This is a genomic window from Novosphingobium indicum, assembly GCF_014645195.1.
GTDB lineage: Bacteria > Pseudomonadota > Alphaproteobacteria > Sphingomonadales > Sphingomonadaceae > Novosphingobium > Novosphingobium indicum.
Genome location: NZ_BMLK01000007.1, coordinates 152,704 through 175,322, shown reverse-complemented (window position 1 = coordinate 175,322; position 22,619 = coordinate 152,704). Strand labels below are relative to the sequence as shown.

19 protein-coding genes are annotated in these 22,619 nt (G+C 65.6%); 12 read left to right on the top strand and 7 right to left on the bottom strand.

The genetic code is table 11. From position 1 onward, the window contains the following. The first annotated feature begins 11 nt into the window (after nt 1–11). The 8 genes from trpE (at nt 12) to lexA (ending at nt 7,445) form a co-directional block, all read left to right on the top strand. Nucleotides 12–1,523 carry an anthranilate synthase component I gene (gene trpE, locus IEX64_RS09240; protein WP_188819365.1) on the top strand — a complete coding sequence of 504 codons (1,512 nt, stop codon included), beginning with the start codon at nt 12–14 and terminating at the stop codon, nt 1,521–1,523. 151 nt (nt 1,524–1,674) lie between these two features. After that, nucleotides 1,675–2,445: a phosphodiester glycosidase family protein gene (locus IEX64_RS09235; protein ID WP_229710166.1), complete on the top strand. Its 771-nt coding sequence runs from the start codon at nt 1,675–1,677 to the stop codon at nt 2,443–2,445. Nucleotides 2,446–2,452: 7 nt separating this feature from the next. Then, entirely contained in the window at nt 2,453–3,049 is a 597-nt protein-coding gene (locus IEX64_RS09230; protein ID WP_188819364.1) for an anthranilate synthase component II, read from the top strand. Beyond that, complete coding sequence (gene trpD / locus IEX64_RS09225) at nt 3,046–4,038, top strand: anthranilate phosphoribosyltransferase (protein WP_188819363.1); 993 nt, start codon at nt 3,046–3,048, stop codon at nt 4,036–4,038. The genes IEX64_RS09230 and trpD overlap by 4 nt, the downstream gene beginning before the upstream one ends. A 134-nt stretch (nt 4,039–4,172) precedes the next feature. Further along, the gene (gene trpC / locus IEX64_RS09220; RefSeq protein ID WP_188819362.1) at nt 4,173–4,961 is read left to right on the top strand and encodes an indole-3-glycerol phosphate synthase TrpC; all 789 of its coding nucleotides are present in this window, start codon (nt 4,173–4,175) and stop codon (nt 4,959–4,961) included. 1 nt (nt 4,962) lies between these two features. After that, a complete protein-coding gene (moaC, locus tag IEX64_RS09215) occupies nt 4,963–5,457 on the top strand; it encodes a cyclic pyranopterin monophosphate synthase MoaC (protein WP_188819361.1) in 495 nt (164 codons plus the stop codon). Then, nucleotides 5,457–6,677, top strand: coding sequence for a molybdopterin molybdotransferase MoeA (locus tag IEX64_RS09210; protein ID WP_188819360.1), 1,221 nt, complete (start codon nt 5,457–5,459; stop codon nt 6,675–6,677). The genes moaC and IEX64_RS09210 overlap by 1 nt, the downstream gene beginning before the upstream one ends. A gap of 84 nt (nt 6,678–6,761) precedes the next feature. After that, on the top strand, nt 6,762–7,445 hold the full coding sequence (gene lexA / locus IEX64_RS09205; protein WP_188819359.1) for a transcriptional repressor LexA: 684 nt from the start codon (nt 6,762–6,764) through the stop codon (nt 7,443–7,445). A 21-nt stretch (nt 7,446–7,466) separates the two neighbouring features. On the opposite strand, the gene IEX64_RS09200 is transcribed toward lexA, so the two are convergent. Next, a complete protein-coding gene (locus tag IEX64_RS09200; protein WP_188819358.1) occupies nt 7,467–9,647 on the bottom strand; it encodes a ComEC/Rec2 family competence protein in 2,181 nt (726 codons plus the stop codon). A gap of 29 nt (nt 9,648–9,676) precedes the next feature. Between IEX64_RS09200 and gltX the strand changes: the two genes are divergently transcribed. Both gltX and IEX64_RS09190 read left to right on the top strand, forming a co-directional pair. After that, entirely contained in the window at nt 9,677–11,119 is a 1,443-nt protein-coding gene (gltX, locus tag IEX64_RS09195) for a glutamate--tRNA ligase (RefSeq protein ID WP_188819357.1), read from the top strand. A gap of 12 nt (nt 11,120–11,131) precedes the next feature. After that, nucleotides 11,132–12,415 carry a citrate synthase gene (locus IEX64_RS09190; RefSeq protein ID WP_188819356.1) on the top strand — a complete coding sequence of 428 codons (1,284 nt, stop codon included), beginning with the start codon at nt 11,132–11,134 and terminating at the stop codon, nt 12,413–12,415. Nucleotides 12,416–12,524: 109 nt separating this feature from the next. Here the strand turns inward: IEX64_RS09190 and IEX64_RS09185 are convergent, their stop codons facing one another. After that, nucleotides 12,525–14,627 carry a transglycosylase domain-containing protein gene (locus IEX64_RS09185; protein ID WP_188819355.1) on the bottom strand — a complete coding sequence of 701 codons (2,103 nt, stop codon included), beginning with the start codon at nt 14,625–14,627 and terminating at the stop codon, nt 12,525–12,527. Between the two features lie 121 nt (nt 14,628–14,748). Here IEX64_RS09185 and IEX64_RS09180 point away from each other — a divergent pair, with 121 nt between their 5' ends. Continuing rightward, complete coding sequence (locus tag IEX64_RS09180) at nt 14,749–14,958, top strand: hypothetical protein (RefSeq protein WP_188819354.1); 210 nt, start codon at nt 14,749–14,751, stop codon at nt 14,956–14,958. On the opposite strand, the gene IEX64_RS09175 is transcribed toward IEX64_RS09180, so the two are convergent. The 4 genes from IEX64_RS09175 to IEX64_RS09160 all read right to left on the bottom strand — a co-directional run bounded on the left by IEX64_RS09175 (nt 14,955) and on the right by IEX64_RS09160 (nt 18,903). Next, entirely contained in the window at nt 14,955–16,334 is a 1,380-nt protein-coding gene (locus IEX64_RS09175; RefSeq protein WP_188819353.1) for a sensor histidine kinase, read from the bottom strand. The genes IEX64_RS09180 and IEX64_RS09175 overlap by 4 nt on opposite strands. Beyond that, nucleotides 16,334–17,296, bottom strand: coding sequence for a hypothetical protein (locus IEX64_RS09170; protein WP_188819352.1), 963 nt, complete (start codon nt 17,294–17,296; stop codon nt 16,334–16,336). The genes IEX64_RS09175 and IEX64_RS09170 overlap by 1 nt, the downstream gene beginning before the upstream one ends. 35 nt (nt 17,297–17,331) lie before the next feature. Next, a complete protein-coding gene (locus IEX64_RS09165; RefSeq protein WP_188819351.1) occupies nt 17,332–18,510 on the bottom strand; it encodes a hypothetical protein in 1,179 nt (392 codons plus the stop codon). Between the two features lie 90 nt (nt 18,511–18,600). Then, on the bottom strand, nt 18,601–18,903 hold the full coding sequence (locus IEX64_RS09160; RefSeq protein WP_188819350.1) for an Hpt domain-containing protein: 303 nt from the start codon (nt 18,901–18,903) through the stop codon (nt 18,601–18,603). A gap of 69 nt (nt 18,904–18,972) precedes the next feature. Here IEX64_RS09160 and IEX64_RS09155 point away from each other — a divergent pair, with 69 nt between their 5' ends. Then, nucleotides 18,973–21,789: a coiled-coil domain-containing protein gene (locus IEX64_RS09155; protein WP_188819349.1), complete on the top strand. Its 2,817-nt coding sequence runs from the start codon at nt 18,973–18,975 to the stop codon at nt 21,787–21,789. A gap of 2 nt (nt 21,790–21,791) precedes the next feature. Here the strand turns inward: IEX64_RS09155 and IEX64_RS09150 are convergent, their stop codons facing one another. Continuing rightward, nucleotides 21,792–22,595: an SDR family oxidoreductase gene (locus IEX64_RS09150; protein WP_188819348.1), complete on the bottom strand. Its 804-nt coding sequence runs from the start codon at nt 22,593–22,595 to the stop codon at nt 21,792–21,794. Nucleotides 22,596–22,619: the final 24 nt, after the last annotated feature.

The following is a 22,619-nucleotide window of genomic DNA, read 5'->3' as shown; positions in this document are numbered from 1 at the left end:
GACGGCCTGCCATGCAACGCGAATCGGACCGGTCGGCGGCGCTTGAACAGCTTGCGCAAGGCAGGCCCGCCCTGCTGTGGCGCAAGCTCGTCGCCGATACCGAAACGCCGGTCGGCGCCGCGCTCAAGCTCTTTGAGGAAGGCCGCGGCGATTTCGTGCTGGAATCGGTGGAGGGCGGCGAGACCCGCGGGCGGTACAGCCTAATCGGGCTCGATCCCGATCTGGTCTTCCGCGCCAGTGGCGCAGCCTGCGAAATCAACCGCAAGTGGACCTTCGACCGCGAGGCCTTCGAAGCCCTGCCGGGGGACAGTCTTTCCGAACTGCGCGCCCTTGTCGAAGCCTGCCGCATCGATGTGCCCGCCGAGCTGCCCAAGGCGCTGGCCTGCCTCGTCGGCTATTTCGGCTACGAAACCATCGGCCTTGTCGAAAAGCTGCCGCGTGCACCGCAAAGTCCGCTCGACGTGCCCGACATGCTCTTCGTGCGCCCTTCGGTGATTCTGGTGTTCGACCGGCTCGGTGAGGAACTGTTCTGCGTCGCGCCGCTCTGGCCCGAGGCCGGGGAGCCGGAACGACTGGTGGAAACCGCGTCCGAGCGCATCGACGAAACCCTGCGCCGCCTTGCCGCGCCGGTACCGATGGCGCCCGTCGAAGCCGACCTGCCCGAGCCGCAGGCCACGCCGGTCATGCCTGCCGAAAACTATAAGTCCATGGTCCTCAGGGCCAAGGACTACATCGAGGCGGGCGACATCTTCCAGGTCGTGCTCGCCCAGCGCTTTACTTGCGAATTCACGCTGCCGCCGATCGCGCTCTATCGCTCGCTGCGCCGCGTGAACCCGTCACCGTTTCTCTATTTTCTCGACCTCCCCGGCTTCGCGCTGGTGGGATCGAGCCCGGAAATTCTCGTCCGCGTGCGTGACGGCGAGGTCACCATCCGTCCCATCGCCGGAACCCGCCCGCGCGGCAAGACGCCCGCCGAGGACAAGGCCAACGAGGCCAGCCTGCTCGCCGATCCCAAGGAACGCGCCGAGCACCTCATGCTGCTCGACCTCGGCCGCAACGATGTCGGCCGCGTCGCTACCAAAGGCACGGTGGAAGTCACCGACAGCTACACCATCGAGCGCTACAGCCATGTGATGCACATCGTCTCGAACGTGGTCGGCCAGCTCGACACCGAAAAGCACGATGCCATCGACGCGGTCTTCGCGGGCTTCCCGGCGGGCACCGTCTCGGGCGCGCCCAAGGTCCGCGCCTGCGAGATCATCGCCGAGCTCGAACCCGAGACCCGCGGCGCCTATGCCGGCGGCGTGGGCTATTTCGCGCCCGATGGCTCGGTGGACTCGTGCATCGTCCTGCGCACCGGTGTCCTCAAGGACGGCGTGCTCCACGTGCAGGCCGGCGCCGGCATCGTCGCCGACAGCGACCCGGCCTACGAACAGCGCGAATGCGAAGCCAAAAGCGGCGCGCTGTTTGCAGCGGCGCGCGAAGCCGTGCGCGTGGCCGGAGAGCCGGGTTTCGGGCAGTGAACAAGCCCTCCTCAGCAAACTATCGTCATTCCCGCGCAGGCGGGAATCCATCTTTCCGTTCGCCGTGTTGATACGGCGTCGACTGGATCCCAGCTTTCGCGGGGATGACGAAGGCAGGAACATTCGAAAGGTCCGGTGGGGCGTTGCTGCGTTGGCAGGAATACTGCTCGCAGCCTGCTCCTCCGGCGAACGCGAAAAACAGGCCGAAGCGCCGCCCCCGCCGCCATGCGAAAGCGCGACCTTCGAAAGCGTCGCGCTCACCCATTGCACCGCGACGCCGGGCCGACACAGCATCCATATGGTGCTCGGCCCGAAGGCCGGCGCGCCCTATCGCAGCCTTTCGCAGCTTGCGGTCAACCGCCCGGACAACACCCATGCCGTCGCCTTCGCGATGAATGGCGGCATGTTCGATGCCGACGGGCAGCCGATCGGTTACTACGTCGAGGAAGGCGAGCGGCTGCACACGCTCAACACCAACGAAGGCCCGGGCAACTTCCACATGCTGCCCAACGGCGTATTCTACGGACAGGCGGGCGGGCACTGGGCAGTGCGCACCAGTCAAGACTTTGCCGCCCGTGTCAGCAAGCGCCCGAATTTCGGCACACAGTCCGGCCCGATGCTCGTCATCAAGGGCAAGCTCCATCCGAAGATCGATCACGACGGCACTTCGCGCAAGCTGCGCAACGGCGTCGGTGTCGACAAAAAGGGTCGCGCGCACTTCGTCATTGCAGACGAACCGATCTCCTTCGGCAAGCTCGCGCGCTATTTCCGGGATGAACTCCATTGCCCCGACGCGCTGTTCCTCGACGGCAGCGTTTCCTCGCTCTGGGACCCTGAACATGGCCGCGTCGACGGCGGACCGCCGCTCGGCCCCTTGATCGTTGTCGAGAAAACGGCGAAGGCGCCTCAGGAAAGAAGGTAGCAGCGCCATGATCCTGGTCATCGACAATTACGACAGCTTCACCTGGAACCTCGTCCACTACGTGATGGAACTGGGTGCCGAAGTCGAAGTGGTGCGCAACGACGCGCTTTCGGCGCAGCAGGCGATCGCTTCTGGCGCGAAGGGCTTCCTGCTCTCACCCGGCCCCTGCACGCCCAACGAAGCGGGGATCAGCCTCGATCTGGTGGGCGCTGCCGCCGATGCCGGAAAGCCGCTGCTCGGCGTGTGCCTGGGCCACCAGGCGATCGGCCAGTACTTCGGCGGCAAGGTCGTTCGCGGGGGGCTGATGCACGGCAAGACTTCGCCGGTCACGCACGACAACACCGGCGTTTTCGAAGGCCTGCCCTCGCCCTTCACCGCGACCCGCTATCACTCCCTGATCGTCGAGGACATTCCCGATGTCCTCAAGGTCAATGCCCGCTCGGACGACAATCACGTCATGGGTTTCCGCCACGAAAGCCTGCCGATCCACGGTGTGCAGTTTCACCCCGAAAGCATCGCCACCGAACATGGCCACGCGATGTTGGCGAACTTCCTGAAGCTGTGCGGGATCGACGCGAGGCTGCCCGAACGGATCAGCGCATGAGCCTGCCCGATCCGCTCTATCCGCTGGAGGAAGTCGAAGCCGAAACCGCATTCGGCGCGATCCTCGACGGCAAGGTGCCCGACGGGGAGATCGCGGCGTTCCTCGTCGCGCTGTCAGACCGGGGCGAGACCGCAAGCGAGATCGCCGGCGCCGCACGGGCGATGCGCGCGCGGATGATCCCGGTTTCCGCGCCGGAGAATGCCATCGACGTCTGCGGCACCGGCGGTGACGGACACCATACGCTCAACGTCTCGACTGCCGTCTCGCTGGTCGTTGCCGCCTGCGACGTTCCTGTCGCCAAGCACGGCAACCGCGCCGCCAGTTCCAAGGCGGGCGCGGCCGATACGCTCGAAGCGCTCGGCCTCGATCTCGACCGCGCCGCCGAAACCGCGGAATCGACGCTGGCGGAAATTGGCATCTGCTTCCTTTTCGCGGCCAAGCACCATCCGGCGATGGGGCGCATCATGCCGATTCGCAAGGCCATCGGCCGCCGCACGATCTTCAACCTGATGGGCCCGCTTGCCAACCCGGCCGGCGTTCGCCGTCAGCTGGTCGGAATCGCCCGCCCCGCCTATGTGCCGATTTACGCCGAGGCCCTTGCGCGCCTCGGCACCGATCACTCGATGGTCATCTCGGGCGACGAAGGCCTCGACGAGCTGAGCCTCGCCGGCGGCAATGAAGTCGCCGAAGTGCGCGGCACCGAAATCTCCATGCGCCGCGTCACACCGCAGGATGCCGGGCTTTCCGTTGCGCCCGTAGATGCCATCCGCGGCGGCGATGCCGCTTTCAACGCTGCTGCCCTCCGCGCGCTTCTGCAGGGCGAGCCCGGTCCCTACCGCGATGCCGTGTTGTTCAACGCCGCCGGCGCCCTGATCGTGGCCGGCGAGGCGCAGAGCTGGACCGAAGGCGTTGAAGAAGCCGCCGAGGCCATCGACAAGGGCCTCGCCAACGCCCTGCTCAACTGCTGGATCGACGCCACCAAGGGTTGAGATATCCCACCCTTCGACAGGCTCAGGGTGAGCGGAAGTGTAACCAAAATGGCGATCCAGGCCCGTTCATGCTGAGCTTGCCGAAGGATCGCTGCACTCTCGACTTGGCGTTCACTCGCGAATAAGGCGCAAGCATGTCCGACAAACTCACCGAAATCTGCGAAACCAAGCGCGAAGAAGTGGACGAGCGCATGGCCGTCGCCACCATTGCCGATCTCGACCGGCATGCCGCGCATCAGGACGCGCCGCGCGGTTTCGAGGCCGCCCTGCGCCGCAAGGCAGAAACCGGCTTCGCGCTCATTGCCGAGATCAAGAAGGCCAGCCCCTCGAAGGGCCTGATCCGTCGCGACTTCCGCCCCGCCGAACATGCCGTCGCTTATGAGCGCGGCGGCGCGGCCTGCCTCTCGGTGCTCACCGACGCGCCCTATTTCCAGGGGCACGAGGACTACCTGATGGATGCCCGCGCCGCGGTCTCGCTGCCGGTGATCCGCAAGGACTTCATGATCGACCCGTGGCAGGTCGCCGAAGCCCGCGCGATCGGCGCCGATGCGATCCTGATCATCGTCGCCGCGCTCGACGATACGCTGATGGCCGAAATCGAGGCTGCAGCGCTCGAACGCGGCATGGACTGCCTCGTCGAAGTCCACAACGAGGCCGAGATGGAGCGGGCCGCCCGCCTGAAGTCGCGGCTGATCGGCGTGAACAACCGCGATCTCAAGCGCTTCGTCACCGACATCGGCGTGACCGAACGGCTCGCATCACTGGCCCCGGAAGGCACGCTGCTGGTGAGCGAAAGCGGCATCAACACCCACGCCGACCTCGAACGCCTCGCCGGCTGCGGTGCGAGAACCTTCCTCGTCGGCGAAAGCCTGATGCGGCAGGCCGATGTCGAGGCCGCCACACGCACCCTGCTGGAGAGCTAACATGGGCAAATCTCTCACCCACATTGATTCCGAAGGCTCCGCGCGCATGGTCGACGTCGGCGCCAAGGCCGAGACCCAGCGCGTGGCTGTCGCCTCGGGCCGGATCACCATGACCGCCGAAGCCCTCGCCGCCATCCGCGCGGGCGACGCGCCCAAGGGCGATGTACTGGGCACCGCGCGCATCGCCGGGATCATGGCCGCGAAAAAGACCAGCGATCTCATCCCGATGTGCCATCCGCTGATGATCGATGCCGTGAATGTCGATTTCACCTTCGAGGACGATGCGATCCGCGCCACCGCTACCGCTGCCCTCACGGGCAAGACGGGTGTGGAAATGGAAGCGATCACCGGGGTTTCCGTCGCACTCCTGACCATCTACGACATGGCTAAGGCCCTCGATAAGGGCATGGTAATCGGGGAGATACGCTTGATCGAGAAACGCGGCGGCAAGTCCGGGCACTGGAAAGCCGATCTGGGGAAGGCAGACCTGGGCTGATGGCAAAAGTCCCGCCGATTCCGCTCGAAGAAGCCCAGGCTCGCCTGCTCGACCTTGCCGGGCCACTGCCGACCGAACATGTCGACATCGAAGGCTCCGTCGGTCGCTATCTGGCCGAGCCGCTGCTGGCGCGGCGCACGCAGCCCGCCGCCGACCTTTCGGCGATGGACGGCTATGCGGTTGCCGCGGACGATTTCGCCGGCCCCTGGCAGGTCGTCGGAGAAAGCGCTGCCGGGCATCCCTATTCGGGTGAAGTCCGCAAGGGGCAGGCCATTCAGGTGTCCACCGGAGCCCTGCTCCCCGCAGGCGCGGCGTCGGTAATCCTGCAGGAAGATCTGGCCCGCAAGGACCACGAAATCACGCTGACCGGCGAAGCGCCGATGCCAGCGCACAAGCACATCCGCCCCTGCGGCCTCGATTTCCGGCAGGGCAGCGAAGTTATCGCGTCCGGATCGCTCATCGGCCCCGCCGACGCGGCGCTGGCGATCGCGGCGGGGCACAAGCACCTGCCGGTCTGCCGCAAGCCGCGCGTGACCGTGATCGACAGCGGCGACGAACTCTCAAGCGATCCCGAAGCCTGCGCGCCGCATCAGATCCCGGCCAGCAACGGCGCGATGCTGCTTGCCATGGCGCGCAAGCTTCCCGTCAATGCCGAGCGCAGCGGCCCGGTCGCAGACACGCTCGATGCTCTCATCAATGCCTTCGATATGGCGAACCATGCCGACGTCATCGTCACCAGCGGCGGCGCTTCGGTGGGAGAACACGATCTGGTACGTCCGGCGCTCGAGGCCTGGGGCGCTTCGCTCGACTTCTGGCGCGTGGCGATCAAGCCCGGCAAGCCGATCCTCGTCGCTCGTCGGGAACGCCGGACCGGCCCGCAGATCGTGATCGGCCTGCCCGGCAATCCGGTCTCGAGCTTCGTGACGGCCTATCACTTCATGCTGCCCCTGCTGCGCCGGATGCTCGGCGCGCGCTATGCCCTGCCGATGCGGATCGCCACCAGGCTCGGCGCGCCGATCCGCGCGAACGGCGGCCGGCGCGAATTCGTGCGCGGCATCTGGAACGGCGAGTTCGTGGTGCCGCATACGCTGCAGGACAGCGGCGCTCTTTCGGCGCTGGCAGCCAGCAATGTGCTGATCGACCGGCCCGCCCGCGCGCCCGAAGGCGCAGAGGGAGACGAGGTGCGCGTGTTCCTGCTCCAAAATGGCGGTATTGCTTGACGTTACAAATTATGTTGCTTAATTGTTCTCACAATGTTCGCGAAACGGAACATTCCGGCGAATGCAGAACAAGAGGCAGCGACAATGTTGACGCGCAAGCAGCACGAATTGCTCCGGTTCATCCAGACCCGGCTTGAGGAAAGCGGCATCTCTCCCAGTTTCGAGGAGATGAAGGAAGCACTCGATCTCAAGTCGAAATCGGGCGTTCACCGGCTGATCTCGGCGCTTGAGGAGCGCGGCTTCATCCGTCGTCTGCCGAACCGTGCGCGCGCCCTCGAAGTCCTGCGCCAGCCCGAGGATACGAACAGCAAGCCCGCGCAGCCTGCCGCTCCGGCAAGCAGCAACGAAACAGCCGCACCGCGCGTGGTGCCCCAACCGGCAAACGACGTCGTCGAGATCCCGCTCCACGGCCGCATCGCCGCCGGCGTTCCGATCGAGGCGCTGGAAGGCCAGTCCACCCTGCCCGTTCCCGCCGCCCTGCTCGGCTCCGGCGAGCACTATGCTCTGGAAGTCTCCGGCGATTCGATGATCGATGCCGGTATCCTCGACGGCGACTTCGCGCTGGTGAAGCGCACCAGCAATGCGCGCGATGGCGAAATCGTGGTGGCTCTGGTGCGCGGCGAGGAAGCGACGCTCAAGTACCTGCGCCGCGAAGGCAGCATGGTGCGGCTCGATCCCGCCAATTCCGCCTATGAGCCTCAGGTCTACGGCCCCGACGAAGTCGAGGTTCAGGGCAAACTGGCCGGTCTCCTGCGCCGCTACCACTGATGCGTGCTGACGGCTCGGCGCTTATCTGCCGGGCCGCCACCAGCCATGCCGGCCCTGCCCATCCGCTACAGTCGTCACCTCGGCCCGGGCCAGATGGATGGCAAGCCCCCCGGTCTCTGAAAGCATCGCACGGTCGGCCTTGAGCCATTTCGGACGGCAACTGCGTGGCAGCCAGCGGTCGGCGATGACGATATCGGCCTTGTCGCAAGCCGCCGCCAGGGCGCGCTCGGGCACACGATCGCGGCTCCGGGTCAGGAGCAGGTTCCAGGTCCGCCCCTCCTGCCTGATTGGAACCGAGCAGAAATCACGATTGCACTGCGCGCCCGGCGATTGCAGCAGGTTGACCGGCTCGCCTTCCATTCCCGCCAGTTCCTGCAGATTGCCGCGGACATAGTCGCTGCGGCTGTCGCGCAGGACAAACAGCCTGTTGCCGTCTTCGCTGACGAGGCCGACATGGCGGCCATCGCCCGTCACCAGCACATCGGGCGGCGCCATGGCTGCGAGCATCGCTATGCCCAGAGCAGCAGGTAGCAGGCCGAACCAGCGTATCCGACCGCTCCACAGGCCCAGCCACAGCCCCCCGGCTACGAACAACAGGAAAGCACCGGTGCCCATGGCGGGAAGCAGGTTCACGGCGCCCGGCCGCGAGGCGATCCAGTGCGCAAGCCCGATCAGCAAGTCGATGGCCTGTTCGGCCAGCCACCACGCCGGCGCGCCGGCCTCGACGATGTCCATGAGCAAGCCTGCGGCGATCAGCGGCATGACCACGAATGTCGTCAAGGGAATGGCAATGACGTTGGCCAGCGCGCCATACACCCCGGCCCGGTGAAAGTGGTACAGCCCGATTGGCATCAGAGCGAATTCGATTACGACGCCGGTCACCAGGAGCATGGCCAAGCCGCGCCCGATGCGCAGCACAACCGGCTCCTCGCGCGGGCCAAGAAACCGCCGGACCGGACCCGCCGTTCCCAAGGCGACGATGGCCAGCACGGCGGCGAAACTCATCTGGAAACTGGGGCCCACAAGCGATTCCGGCCAGAGCAGCAAGACACAAAACGCCGCGACGGCCAACATCCGCAGCGACAGCGCTTCTCGCCCCAGTGCCAGGGCGATCAGGACCAGCAGCGCCCCGATACACGAGCGCACCGTCGGCACTTCTGCGCCCGTCAGCAGGGTATAGCCGATTCCCGCCAGTGCACCGGCTCCCGCCGCTACCACCGGGAGCCGCACGCGCAGCGCCAGCCACGGCGAGAGCGCCAGAACCCGCAAGGCGAGCAGATAGACCGCACCAATGACGGCACTGACATGCAATCCGCTGATCGAGAGCAGATGGGCGAGCCCGGCATCGCGCATGGCCTGCGCATCGGCTTCGGCGATTCCCCCACGGTCGCCCGTCGCCAGAGCTGCGGCAATGCCTGCTTCCCCGTCCGCAAGCCGCGTCCGCACGTGGCGCGAGAGCGCGCCGCGTACCGATTCCAGGCGGTTCCCCTGCGCCCCGGAGTCAATGACCTCCACAGGCCCCAGCACCGTGCCGGTTGCCGCAAGGCCTGAAAACCACGCAGTTCGCGCGAAGTTGTAGGCGCCCGGCAGCATCGGCGGGGCCGGCGGCATCAGGCGTGCCTTGAACCGGATGAGCACGCCGACGGCCGGCCGCTGCGCCGCTTCGTCGTGCGGCACATTCACTCGAACCTTGATCGCCCGCGCCGTATCAGGTTCGCCCATCGCCAGAATCAGCCGGTCACGGTCGAGTGCGGGCTGTTCCTCTTGCGCTAACACTCGTGCCGTAAAGGTTCCCACCATCGGCCGTTCGATCGGCACCGCGCCCACTAGCGAGGATCGCGCCCAGACGACCAGACACCCGACCGCCAGCAGCAGGGGAAGCACGAAAATCGCCTGCATCAGATGCGGATAGCGCGCTTTCGCTGGGCCCGCCCCCCAAGCCACCCCCGCAAGCGCCAAACACGATACACTCAGCGCCGCCCACCATCCCGCGGAGGGCAGTGCGAACCATGCGGCAATGCCTGCGCCGAACGCTACGGCCAGCCATGGCGCACGATCGAAGCCGGCATCAGAAAGAAATCGCTCGAATCCCGCCAACCCCCTCGACAAGAGGCGTTTGCTGTTCCATGGCCGATGTTGCAGTGCAGCGCCTCCAGGGGCGTTTTCACGCGGCATATCGGACGGATTGGCCTGGCTCGCCATGGCCCACATAGGACAGGAAGGTTAGAGTAATGGCAAGCGGCAGTGCATCGGGCGGATCGAACGGCAAAAAGGCCGTCGTAACGCGCTTTGCCCCCTCGCCGACCGGCTTCCTGCACATCGGTGGCGCCCGCACCGCGCTGTTCAACTGGCTCTATGCCCGCCACCATGGTGGCAAGTATCTGCTGCGCGTCGAGGACACCGACCGTGCCCGCTCGACCAAAGCCGCGATCGACGCCATTTTCGACGGCCTGACCTGGCTCGGCCTCGAAGGCGACGAAGCGCCCGTCTTTCAGTTTGCCCGTTCGCAGCGCCACGCCGAAGTAGCCGCCGAGCTGCTCGACAAGGGGCACGCCTACCGCTGCTACCTCTCTTCCGAGGAACTCGCTGCCCGCCGTCAGAAGGCGCAGGAGGAACGCCGCCCGTTCCGCATCGAGAGCGAATGGCGCGATGCCGATCCCTCGACCTGGCCCGCAGGCGAGCCTTACGTGGTACGCATCAAGGCGCCGCGCGAGGGCGAAACTACCATTCAGGACCTCGTCCAGGGTCCGGTCACCGTGCGGAACGAGGAAATCGACGATTTCGTCATCCTGCGCAGCGACGGCACGCCGACCTACATGCTCGCGGTCGTGGTCGACGACAACGACATGGGCGTCACCCACGTGATCCGCGGCGATGACCACCTGAACAACGCTTTCCGCCAGCTCGTGATCCTCAAGGGCATGGGCTGGGATATCCCAGAATATGCACACGTTCCGCTGATCCACGGCGCGGACGGGGCAAAGATGTCCAAGCGCCACGGCGCGCTGGGCGTCGACACCTACCGCGACGAACTCGGCGTCCTGCCCGAGGCGCTGTTCAACTACCTGCTACGTCTTGGCTGGGGCCATGGCGACGAGGAAATCATCGACCGCGATCAGGCCGTCGAGTGGTTCGACATTGCCCATGTCGGCAAGTCGCCCTCGCGCTTCGACGTGGCGAAACTTCAGAATCTCAATGGACATTACCTGCGCGAAGCCGACGACGCGCGGCTTGCCGCCCTGATCCTGCCGCTCGTGAAGGGCGCTGCCGATCTGGAGCTGCTGACGCGCGCGATGCCCGTGCTCAAGGTCCGCGCGAAGGACCTCAACGATCTTGCAGAAGGTTCCGCCTTCCTGTTCGCGAAGCGCCCGCTCGAAATGACCGAGAAGGCGCAGGGCCTCCTGACCGACGAGGCGCGTGCGCGCCTTGCCGCAATTCACGAGCGCCTGTCTGGTGAATCCGACTGGACTCTGGAAGGACTGGAAGCCAACCTGAAGGCAATGGCCGGGGAACTCGAACTGGGCCTCGGCAAGCTCGCGCAACCCTTGCGGGCAGCCCTGACGGGTCAGACGACTTCGCCGGGAATTTTTGATGTACTCGTATTGCTCGGGCGGGAAGAAAGCCTCGCGCGCATCGGCGCACAGGCGGACGTACCGGCCGGGTCGCAAGCATAAGGAGAAGAACTGGTGGGTGATCAGGTAAAGCTGAGCGCCGGCGGCGCGGACTACGACTACGCTGTCCTGAAAGGCAGTGTGGGCCCGGATGTCGTCGATATCCGCAAGCTCTATGCCCAGACGGGCATGTTCACGTTCGACCCGGGTTTCACGTCGACGGCAAGCTGCGAATCCGCGCTGACCTATATCGACGGCGACGAAGGCGTGCTGCTGCACCGCGGCTATCCGATCGGCCAGCTCGCCGAGAACTCGTCGTTCATGGAAGTGAGCTACCTGCTGCTCAATGGTGAACTGCCGAGCAAGGACGAGCTCGAGAAGTTCGAATTCACCATCAGCCGCCACACCATGCTGCACGAGCAGCTGCGCACGTTCTACACCGGTTTCCGCCGGGATGCGCACCCGATGTCGATCATGTGCGGCGTCGTCGGCGCGCTTTCGGCGTTCTACCACGACTCGACCGACATTTCGGATCCCGAGCACCGCACGATCAGCTCGCACCGCCTGATCGCCAAGATGCCGACGATCGCGGCCATGGCGTTCAAGTATGCCGTGGGTCAGCCGTTCCTCTATCCGGACAACGACCTGTCCTACACGGGCAACTTCCTGCGCATGACCTTCGGTGTGCCGGCGGAAGAATATGAAGTGATCCCCGAAGTCGAAAAGGCAATGGATCGCATCTTCATCCTTCACGCCGACCACGAGCAGAACGCCTCGACCTCGACCGTGCGTCTCGCCGGTTCCTCGGGCGCCAACCCCTTCGCCTGCATTGCGGCCGGCATCGCCTGCCTGTGGGGCCCGGCGCATGGCGGCGCGAACGAAGCCGCGCTCAACATGCTCAAGGAAATCGGCACGCCCGACAAGATCCCGCACTACATCGAGCGCGCCAAGGACAAGAACGATCCGTTCCGCCTGATGGGCTTCGGTCACCGCGTCTACAAGAACTACGACCCGCGCGCGACGGTCATGCAGAAGACCGTTCGCGAGGTGTTCGATGCGCTCAAGGTCAACGACCCGCTGTTCGAAACCGCGCTGCGTCTCGAGGAACTGGCTCTCAACGATCCTTACTTCATCGAGAAGAAGCTGTTCCCGAACGTCGACTTCTATTCGGGCATCATCCTTTCGGCGATCGGTTTCCCGACCTCGATGTTCACCGCGCTCTTCGCTCTCGCCCGCACCGTGGGCTGGGTGGCGCAGTGGAACGAAATGATCTCGGATCCCGGCCAGAAGATCGGCCGTCCGCGCCAGCTCTACACCGGCCCGACGCAGCGCGACTACGTGCCGCTCGACAAGCGCTGAGTATCGCTGCGGATCACCGCGAAAATGAAAAAGGCCCTCGCGCAAGCGGGGGCCTTTTTCGTTGGGAGAGATACCGTCGGTGCCCCCGTCGTTGCTTTTCGAAACCGGCTTACGGCTGCTGCGAAGTGCCCTGGTCCCGCCGCGCTTCCTCGAGCGAGCGCTGGACGTCGCGTTGCACTTCGTCCCGCGCGCGGCCGAGTTCCTCGGTCAGCCGGTCGCTGTCAATCTTCAGTCCGCCATTATCGATCCGCAGGTCGATCGGATTGCCGTCGATCTGGCCGCTGATCACCGCCTGCCCGTTCTCGAAGCGCAAGTTGCCGACATCGCCGAGCGGGATGTCGCCGAGATCGGGAAGGTCGAGTGGCTGCACCGGCCCGCTGGGATCGGCACGCGGCGTCGGCGCTGCACGTTCGCCAAGAGCTTCGCGCATGAAGTCGCGCCAGATGCGGGCGGGAACGGAGCCACCGGACACGCCCTTGAGCGGCGCGTTGTCGTCGTTGCCGACCCAGACGCCGACCACCAGATCGCCCGCATAGCCCACGAAGAGCGCATCGCGGTTTTCCTGGCTGGTGCCGGTCTTGCCAAAGTTCGGGGCCTTCAGCATCGCAGCGCGGCCAGTGCCGCGGTTGATCGCGGCGCGCAGCATCTTTTCGATGTCCTCATGCACCCGCCCCGACAGACTGTGCCGCTTGCCAAGGATGCCGTCGAACCAGCCTTCTTCCTCGGCCGGGAATGCCGTGGGTTTGACCGGGAAGCGGTTGCCCGCGACGCCCGCATAGGCAGAGGTCAGTTCGATCAGCGACACGCTCGCGGTACCAAGCGCCATGCTGGGATCGCCCGGCGGCAGCGGCGCAGTGATGCCGAACGAACGCGCCATGTCGATCACCGCCTTGTCACCCACTTTGTCGAACAGGCGCACCGCCGCGACATTGCTCGAACGCGCGAAGGCATCTTCCAGCGTGATGGTCGGCGAATAGCGGTCGCCCGAGTTCTCGGGGCGGTAGCTGCCGGTCTGAAACGGGGTATTCGCGATGGTGTCGTCCGGTTTCCAGCCTTCTTCGAGCGCAGCCAGATAGACGAAAAGCTTGAAAGTCGACCCTGGCTGCCGGCGCGCCTGGGTGGCGCGATTGAACGGCGTCTTCGCATAGTCCTTGCCGCCTACCATCGCGACGACTTCGCCATCGGGACGCATGGCCACCAGCGCGACTTGCGCCTTGCCGAGTGCCGCACGGGCAATGGCCCGCCGCGCGGCTGCCTGCAGGCGGGCGTCGAGCGTGGTGGTGTAAGTCTGCTTCGAATAGCTGTTTTCTTCGAGCGCGCGGGCCTGCGGCAGCGCCCAGTCGGCGAAGTAGGTGCCGGTCGGCAAGTCGCTGGCAGTGCGGATATCGAGCGCCGGCGCGCGCACGGCTTCGGCCTCCTTCGCGGTCAGATAGCCGGCATCGACCATCGCCTTGAGCACGACCCGCATACGCGCCTCGGCGCGGTCGTAGTGTCGCGACGGCGCCATTGCGGAAGGCGCTTTCATAAGCCCGGCAAGCATGGCCGATTGCGCAAGCGTCAGCCGTTCGGGCTGGCGGTGGAAATAGTGGAGCGAAGCTGCGCGCAATCCGTAGGTATTGTCGCCGAAGTAGGCGTTGGACAGATACCGCTGCAGGATCTCGTCCTTGGTCAGCCATGCCTCCAGCCAAAAGGCGATGAGCATTTCGCGGCCCTTGCGCCCGAGCGTCTGCTTCGAAGACAGGAACGTGAACTTCGCGAGTTGCTGGGTGATCGTGCTGCCGCCTTCGGTGCGGCCCGTCGTCATGTTGGTCCACAAGGCCCGCGCCATGCCGCGCGGATCGATGCCCCAGTGGTCGTAGAAACGGCGATCCTCGATGGCGAGAAAGGCATCCACCACGTGATCGGGTAGCCTGGTCACTTCCACCGGCGCTTCCACCAGCGCGCCATTGCGCGCGATCGGCGTACCGTCTGCCGCAAGCAGGGTGATCTGCGGCGGGGACAGCGGCTGCAGCGATTTCGAGAGCGGCGCGGTTACGGCCAGCCAACCGATCAGCAGCAGGAATGCCAGCAGCAGGCCCGCCAGAATGCGCGCAATATACCAGCGCTTGCCGCGGCGCTTCTTCGGTTCGGAGCCCGAATTCGGCTCTTCCCCCTCAAGCGCCAGATCCTCCTCGTCGTAGTCTTCGGGAGGCAGGCTTCGCAAATCATCCATCTTCAATGCCGGGCCGTATGCTACTCTTTCAACGGCCCTCATAGCACCGGATCTGCGCCGTACGAACCTTTCCTGCAAATGCGGTCACAATCTCGCCGCAAGGCGCTATCATCTTCACATCATGCTGTTCTTGAGAATCATCGCCTTCATCCTCGGTCTGCTGGCCGTCGCGATGGGTCTGCTGTGGGTCGGGCAGGGTACCGGCGTCGTGCTCTGGCCCGCGGACAGCTTCATGCTGGCCGACCGCGCCTGGGCGTTCCGCGGGGCCTTGCTGGCAGCCGTCGGGCTGATCGTGATCTGGCTGACGCGGCGCGGAAACGGGCGCAGCTAAGCGTCCAGGTCCGCCGGCACTTCGAGGATGAAGCGGGCACCCTGCCCCGGTGCGCTGTCGACCGACAGGCTCCCGCCCATGGCCGTCGCCAGACGGCGCGAGATGTAGAGACCGAGTCCGGTCCCCCCGTCACCGCTGCGGCCAAGGCGTTCGTACTTCTCGAACATCACCGCCTGCTGCTCCGCCGAAATGCCCGCGCCCTGATCGGCGACGATCACGCGGGCGCGGTCTCCCGCATCCTCGAGCCGGATCCATACATGCGAATCCTCGGGCGAATAGCGGATGGCATTGCCGATAAGATTGAGAAGAACCTGCAGCACGCGGCGAAATTCCGCCACGGCGTGAAGATGTTCCGAAGGCTGCGGCGGCTCAAGCACAATGCGTTTTTCGCGCGCCCGCACGCCGAGGATACCGGCGGCCTGACGCGCCACTTCGGACAAGTCGATACGGTCCGGCGCGGTGCTGAATCCTTCGGATTCGACCACTTCGAGATCGGCCATGTCGTCGAGGAGTTCGAGCAGCAACTTGCCTGCGCTGGCGATCTCCCCGGCATAGTCGGAATAGGCATCGGGCAGCGGCCCGGCGAGGCGGGTCCGGATCGTCTCGGCATTGGCGATGATGCGCGCGATCGGCTGCTTGAGCACGGGGGCCAGATCCTGCCCGACCAGGCTGCGACAATTATAGGTTACCGTGGCGGCAGCAGGCGGCGGCGCTTCCTGCGGCGCGGGCTCGTCGGACAGCAGCAGCAGTTCGAAGCCCGCCGGATCGAAACCCGGCTGCATGTAGGGTATGAGCGCGACCCGCCAGGTCCGCTCCGATCCGAGCACCAGCACGCGCGCACCGTCGAGCAGGCGCCAGTGCAGCGGCTGCTGGTGGGAAACATCCTCAAGCGGCAGGAAGTCGGTCCAGAGCCGGCCCAGCCCGGCCTCCATGGCCTGTGCGATCTCCGCCAGTTCTGCCGAATTGCATGACACCGCCAGCAGGCGCTGCCCGGCATCGAGCTGCGCGGAAAGCTCGGCGAGATGGCGGTTGGTCAGCAGGCGGCGGCTTTCGGCAGCGGCAGGCTCCTCGATCGGAGTCGGGGCCGAATGCCAGCTCAGGACGCGCAGTTCGCAGCCCTGCCCATCGCTCAGCGGCTCCACTTCGACCCAGGCGGTGACCGTGTCGGTCCCATCCTGCGCGCAGACCGCGCGAGCGAGCTTGAAGCCGTAACGGCGCGCCTTGCGTACGAGTTCGCGCAATTCGGGAGGGGCAATGGTGCCGGGCAGTTCGCCGCCGCAACGCAGTTGCAGGCTCGCCAGCGGCTCCTCCGCCGTGAGCAGCCGGTCGTCCGCATCGCTGGCCGCGCGGGCAAGGATGTTGGCCTGATCCTCCATCAGCCGCCGCGATGTCCTGCACTGTCGCCTGAAGCGAGAATAGCTGCGGCCCTGTCGGGACCCAGGCGCTCGAAGCCCGGCGGCAGTGTCACATCGGGATGTATGGCGAGGAACTGTTCCTCGACCGCGGATGGCTTGAGCCCTGCCGCGCGCAGCGCCAGCGCCATGCGGGCCAGCTGGGCTTCGTGCGTGGAGAAGGTGACGGTATCGCGCCCTTGCCCCGATCCCATACCCAGAGCGGTCAGGAACAGCGAGACACCGGCATGACTGACGGAAAGCGCCACCTGCGCGCCGCTGCCTATGCTCATGATCAGGCGCGAAGCCAGGCCGAGCCGGCTCGCCCCCTCGTCGTAGGACTGGCGAATGGCCGATTCCGCCTGCATCGCGCGTTCACCCAGATGCGGTTCGGCTTCGGCGAGTGCCCGTAGCGTCAGGAGTACGGCATGCAGCAGATCGCCGGGCAGTTCGCGCAAGGGCAATTTCATGCGCCGCTGCGCCTGGCACCAGCGTGCCTGCGCGGCGAGATAGGTCATCGCCAGTTCCTGCGTTGCCGGTTCGGGCGAGGCAATTAGAGCCTGCAGCAGCGGCGAGACGATCGGGTCCAGCGCAAGCCGAGACTGCAGTTTTTCGGTCAGGTGCCACTCCAGCGCGAGCGCATGAATGTGGGACAGCAGCGCGGGATTATCGATGAAGCCATGCGTCAACCGGTCCGCGTAGCGCTCGGCATCGGCCCCTGCGCCGAGCGAGTCGAGCAGACCGCTGGCAAGGTCCGCCAGCATGCCGCGAACACGCGCGAGAATCTCGTCGCTGAAAACCGAACTGGCCTCCGCAGCGATCAGGTGCCGCAGGATCGGCAACACGGTCTGCGCCATGGCATCGCCCCGCGCGAGTTCCTCGCGCAGCACGGCCTCGACGTTTTCTCCGTTTTCTCCGCTTGCCGGATGGACAGCTCGGTCGATCATCTGCCCCGTGTACCCCGCCTTTGGTTAAATACGGCCTAATCGCGCGATCTTGCCGGCAGGACCAAACCCGTAACGATCAGAACTATCGAAAGAACCTGCACCGCCGGCAGCAAAAGCCCCGCTGCCGCGAAGACGGCCAGCAGCAATCCCAGCGCCATGCGATCGCCCATCCAGCGGCCTGCGCTTCCCTCGACAACCCGCGGAAGCAAGGCCAGAAGCAGCATGAAGGTCACGGGTACCGAGAGCCAGGACAGCACCATTTGCCCCTCAAATCGCGGCGTATCGGCGAGGATGAGCAGGGCAATCACGGTGTCGGTCAGCCAGACCAGCACGTCCGCGCGGGGTATCGCGGGCGGCAATTGGCCGAGCGCCTGCCGCTCTACCGAGCGCAACAGGCGGCTCGATTCTCCAAGCAGCCACGCCAGCGCCGTGAATACGAAACCGGCCCAGACCAGACCGAACCAGCCCAGACCGCCCGCGATCGCCAGCAGCGCAACAACGCCCAGCGACAGGGCATTGCTGGCGTTTCCGGCATGGAGCAGCGACGAACCGAAACCGACCACGCCCATGCGGGCCAGCAGCCTGCCCGGAGACGTCGGTCCATCGGCAAAGCGGGCACGAAGCCACTCGTTTTCGAGCTCCAGCGCCTCCGTCTCGGTGCGAACGAGGCGCCAGTAGGTCCCGGCGCGGGCGGCGGCCGGCACTTCGCGCATGGCGACGCCCGATTGCAGGGCGATGCGGGTCAAGGACGAAACGATGTCGCAATCGACAGGCAATTCACGCAGCCGCTCGACCAACTGGCCCGGCACCCGCATCAGTCCGGCTCCAGCACGATTGAGATCGATACGTTCGTATCCTGCGGCCAGCGCGCCTTCGACGGGCTGAACCAGCACGACGGGGCCGCGCTCCTCCAGCAGCGGCGCGGCTTGAGACGGATCCACGAACAGGCCTTCGCTGACGACGACGATCTCGTCGTTTGCCGTTACCAGACCCGAGAGCTGACCCGGCCCGGTCGCGATCGAGAACTGCAGGCCGGCGTCCTCGGCAGCATGCTGAAGCGCGATGAGTTCAGGCGAAGTCCCGCGCGCAAGGCAGATCAGGCGCTGGCAATCGAGCGCGAGGACCAGCGAAAGCTGATGCTGCGCCAGCGTCGCGCCGGCAACTCGCAGAAACGCGCGCGGGAACGGCTGCCCCGCCCCTGCAGGTTCCGTCATGGCCAGCAATGCTATTCGCAAGTCATTCCTCCGGCTCCGCGGCGCCTGATCTAGGCCCCCTGGAGCGGCGTGCCAAGCAGCACGGGCAAATCAGCCGGCGGAAAAGTCCGAGACGTAGGATTTCAGCCGCCGGATGACGGCAGGATCGCCGGGTGCCGCATCGAGTGCTTCCTCGGCCAGATCGAGCAGACGCGGACAATGAAAGCTTGCAGCGAGGCCCTTGAGCCGCATTGCCGCGACGTGCCAGTTGCCGTCGCATCGCGACCGCTGCAGCAGATCAGCCTGCCGCATGACCCCCTCGATGTACGACGTGCGCAACTCCGCAAACAGCGCGGCATCGCCGCCTGCCGCCGCCGCGAGGGTCTCTTCTAGGGCACCTGGTTCATAAGCCATTTCCCAAGGATAGTGCCCAAAGCGTTAAACCAGGGTTTATTGCCGCCCGGCTCGTGGTATCTATTATCGATGGCTGGGGAAAACAGGATCATCGCGTTCGGCGCGAATGGCAGCGAAAGTGCCGAGAACCCGCAGGAACAGGCGGCTGAAGGCACGGATTTGATCGGCGCAGAGGCCATCGAACAGGAAAATTGGGACGAAGCCTGGGTCGAGGACGACGAGGCGGCCGATGCCCAAACGTCGCGTGGCTGGATTGCACCGGCTCTCGCCGCTGCGGCCATGGCGGCATGGAGCGCGCTCTTCGCGTGGGCTCTGCTGCCGAAATTCCAGACCGGAATCGTGCCCGCCGAAATCCCCCAACTCGTCATGCAGTGGTGCGTACCGGTGCTGCTGATCGGCCTCGTCTGGCTGCTGGCGATGCGCCACAGCGCCCGCGAGGGCAAGCGCTTCGGCGACATCGCCCGCACGCTCTCAACCGAGTCCGCGCTGCTCGAGCAGCGTCTGACCACGGTGAACCGGGAACTCAGCCTGGCGCGCGAATTCATTGCCGCCCAGTCGCGCGATCTCGAATCGCTGGGCCGGATGGCCGCCGAACGCCTTTCGCAGAATGCCGAACGGCTTCAGGATCTCGTGCGCGACAATGGCTCGCGGGTGGAAACGATCAGCACGGTCAGCGACGCTGCCCTGCAGAACATGGAAAAGCTGCGCAGCCAGCTTCCCGTGATCGCCAGCTCGGCCAAGGACGTCACCAACAACATCGCCAACGCCGGGCGCACCGCCGAAGGCCAGCTCGAAAACATGGTGCAGGGTTTCACCCGGCTCAACGAGTTCGGTAAGGCCAGCGAACGGCAAGTGGAATCGCTGCGCAACCGCGTCGAGGAGACCCTCGGAGAGTTCCAGCGCCAGTCGGACAAGTTCCAGACCATCGCCGACGATCGTTTCGCCGCGCTGGCCGAACGCGGCGAGGAATTCCGCGTCGAGCTGGACAAGCACGAAGTCGATGCCCTCGCCTCGCTGCGCACGCGCGCATCGGCGCTGGCCGATGAAATCGAATCGACCCGCCACGAGCTCGACGAACACGAAGCGCAGAGCCTCACGTCGCTGCGCGCGCGCCTTGTCGCCTTGCGCGATGAAAGCGAAGTCGTCTCTCGTTCGCTGCGCGAAAGCGAAGAGCGCGCCCGCGGTGCGCTCAAGGCTTCGCTGGATGCCCTTCAGGAAGAGCAATCCGCCACGACCGACCGCGTTGCAGAGGCCCATCGCAGCGTGATCGATGCGCTCACTGCGTCGCTGGTTTCCCTGCGCGAGGATCAGAGTTCAGCCGCCTCCGGTTTCCGGCAGACCCATCAGGACATGCTCGATACGCTCAAGGCGTCGCTGGCATCGCTGCGTGCGGAACAATCCGCCGCGTCCGATGCCATCACCGCCGCGCAGCAGACTGCTATCGACGCGATCGCCGGCCGGCTCGCCACGCTCGAATCCGAAGCCGAGCGCATGGACGAATCGCTCAATGCCCGCAGCGAGCGCATGGCCATCGAGGCAGAGGAGCGGCAGGCCCGGCAGGTCGAGCAGGAACGCCACGCCATTGCCCGCATCGAGCACATGCTGGGCGAACTCGACGGCACCATTGCCGAACGCCTCGAACGCCATCGCCGTCAGACCACGGCGCTGGGCGAACGCGCGCAGGTCGTTACGGCTGAGCTGGAACGGTTCGAAACCCGCCTTGCCGAAATCGCCACGCAAAGCGGCGATTCCGAAGCGCGCATGAAGGCCAGCCTGGAAGCGCTGACTGGGCATCTGACCTCTGCCCGCGCGACCCTTTCGGCAACCGACAGCGACGTCGAAAAGCTGACCGAAGCTTCGGTCCGCCTGCTCGAACTGATCCAGGCCAGTGCCAAGAACACGCACTCGGCGCTGCCCGAAGCGCTGGCCATTTCGGAAGACCGCCTGAGCCGCCTCGAAAGCGGCGTTTCGGCCCTCGTCTCCGTGCTGCGCCAATCCGCCGAAAGCGGCGAGGACCTGGCGACCGGCATCGAGCAGTCGGGCGCCAATCTCCAGACGCTGGTGGCGAACCTGGCCGATGCCCAGTCCACCGTGTCGCGCCAGAACGACCGCCAGGCCGAACAGCTCGCCAACCTGCAGGACACGCTTTCGGACATCGATCTGTCGACGGACCGGATCAGCGCCAAGGCGCGCGACGAACTGACCGCGGCCATCGGGGCCCTGCGCGCGACGTTGAGCGAAGCGGTGGAAGCGATCGAGGGCGAAAGCGCGGCGCGCATCGCCACCGTCGCACGCACCCTCGGTGAGGAAAGCGGCAAGGCCATCGACAAGGCCATGCGCTCGAAGGTGTCCGAGATCTCCGGCCAGCTCGAACAGGCCGTCGCCCATGCCTCCGGCGTGACCCGCGAAGCCACGATCCAGCTGCGCGACCAGCTCGCCAAGGTCGACGAGCTGACCGGTAACCTCGAAAACCGCGTCGCCCATGCCCGCGATCGCGCCGAGGAGCAGGTCGACAACGATTTCAGCCGCCGTGTGGCGCTGATCACCGAATCGCTGAATTCGAACTCGATCGACATTGCCGGCGCCCTGTCCGCCGATGTCGCCGACACCGCCTGGGCCTCCTATCTGCGCGGCGACCGCGGCATCTTCACGCGCCGCGCCGTCAGGTTGCTGGAGACCACCGAGGTCAAGGCGATCCAACAGCTGTTCGAGCGCGACGACACCTTCCGCGAGCATGTCAGCCGCTACATCCACGACTTCGAAGCCGTGCTGCGTCAGGTCCTCTCCACCCGCGACGGCAATGCGCTGGGGGTCACCCTGCTCTCCTCCGACATGGGCAAGCTCTACGTGGCGCTGGCACAGGGCATAGAGCGCCTGCGGGGCTGAACCTAACCCGTCGGCATGCGTGCCGCGATGTAACCGGGCTGTGCCGGTTCGCCGAATGCGGCATGCAGGCGGTCCATCCGGGCCTCGAGGGCGGGCAGGTGATCGGGATGCGAAATGATGTGGAGTTCGTTGTTCTCCACGGCTCGCACGACGGCACGGCCGAGCCAGATCGGCTCCATCATCATGTCGGATAGCACCTGGCGCTTATCTTCTGGCAAGTCCGGGATCTGACCTTCGGACATACGGCTGCGGGTGAGACCCGGATAGAGAATCGAGACTCCGACACCAAAGGGTGCCAGTTCGTCACGGATCGCTTCGGACAGTGCCGTCACGGCAAACTTGCTGGCCGAGTAGACCGCGAAAGTCTGGTGCGGCAGTTGTCCGTTCACTGACGAGGTATTGACGATGTGACCGCTGCCACGCGTCTTCATTTCGGGCATGAAGGTCTTGCAGCCAACAAACACTCCGCGCACGTTTACGGCCATGACCCGGTCGAACTGGTCGAGCGAGACAGCTTCCATCGGCTGAAAGGGCAGCGAAATTCCGGCATTGTTGCACAGGATATCGACTGACCCCCACAGGCCCTCGACGGCTGCCTTCACGTCCTCCCAGCTCTCCGGGGAAGTGACGTTGTGCTCCAGCGCCACCACACCGCGGCCGATCCGCTCGGCCTCCGTAGCGGCAAAGGTGCCATTGATGTCGGTAACGGCGACCCTGGCGCCCTTCTCGGCGAACGCCTCGGCAATTCCCGCGCCGATGCCACCACCTCCGCCGGTGACAAGCACCACCTTGCCAGTGACGTCCATGCAGCCTCTCCCCGTACTATTTAC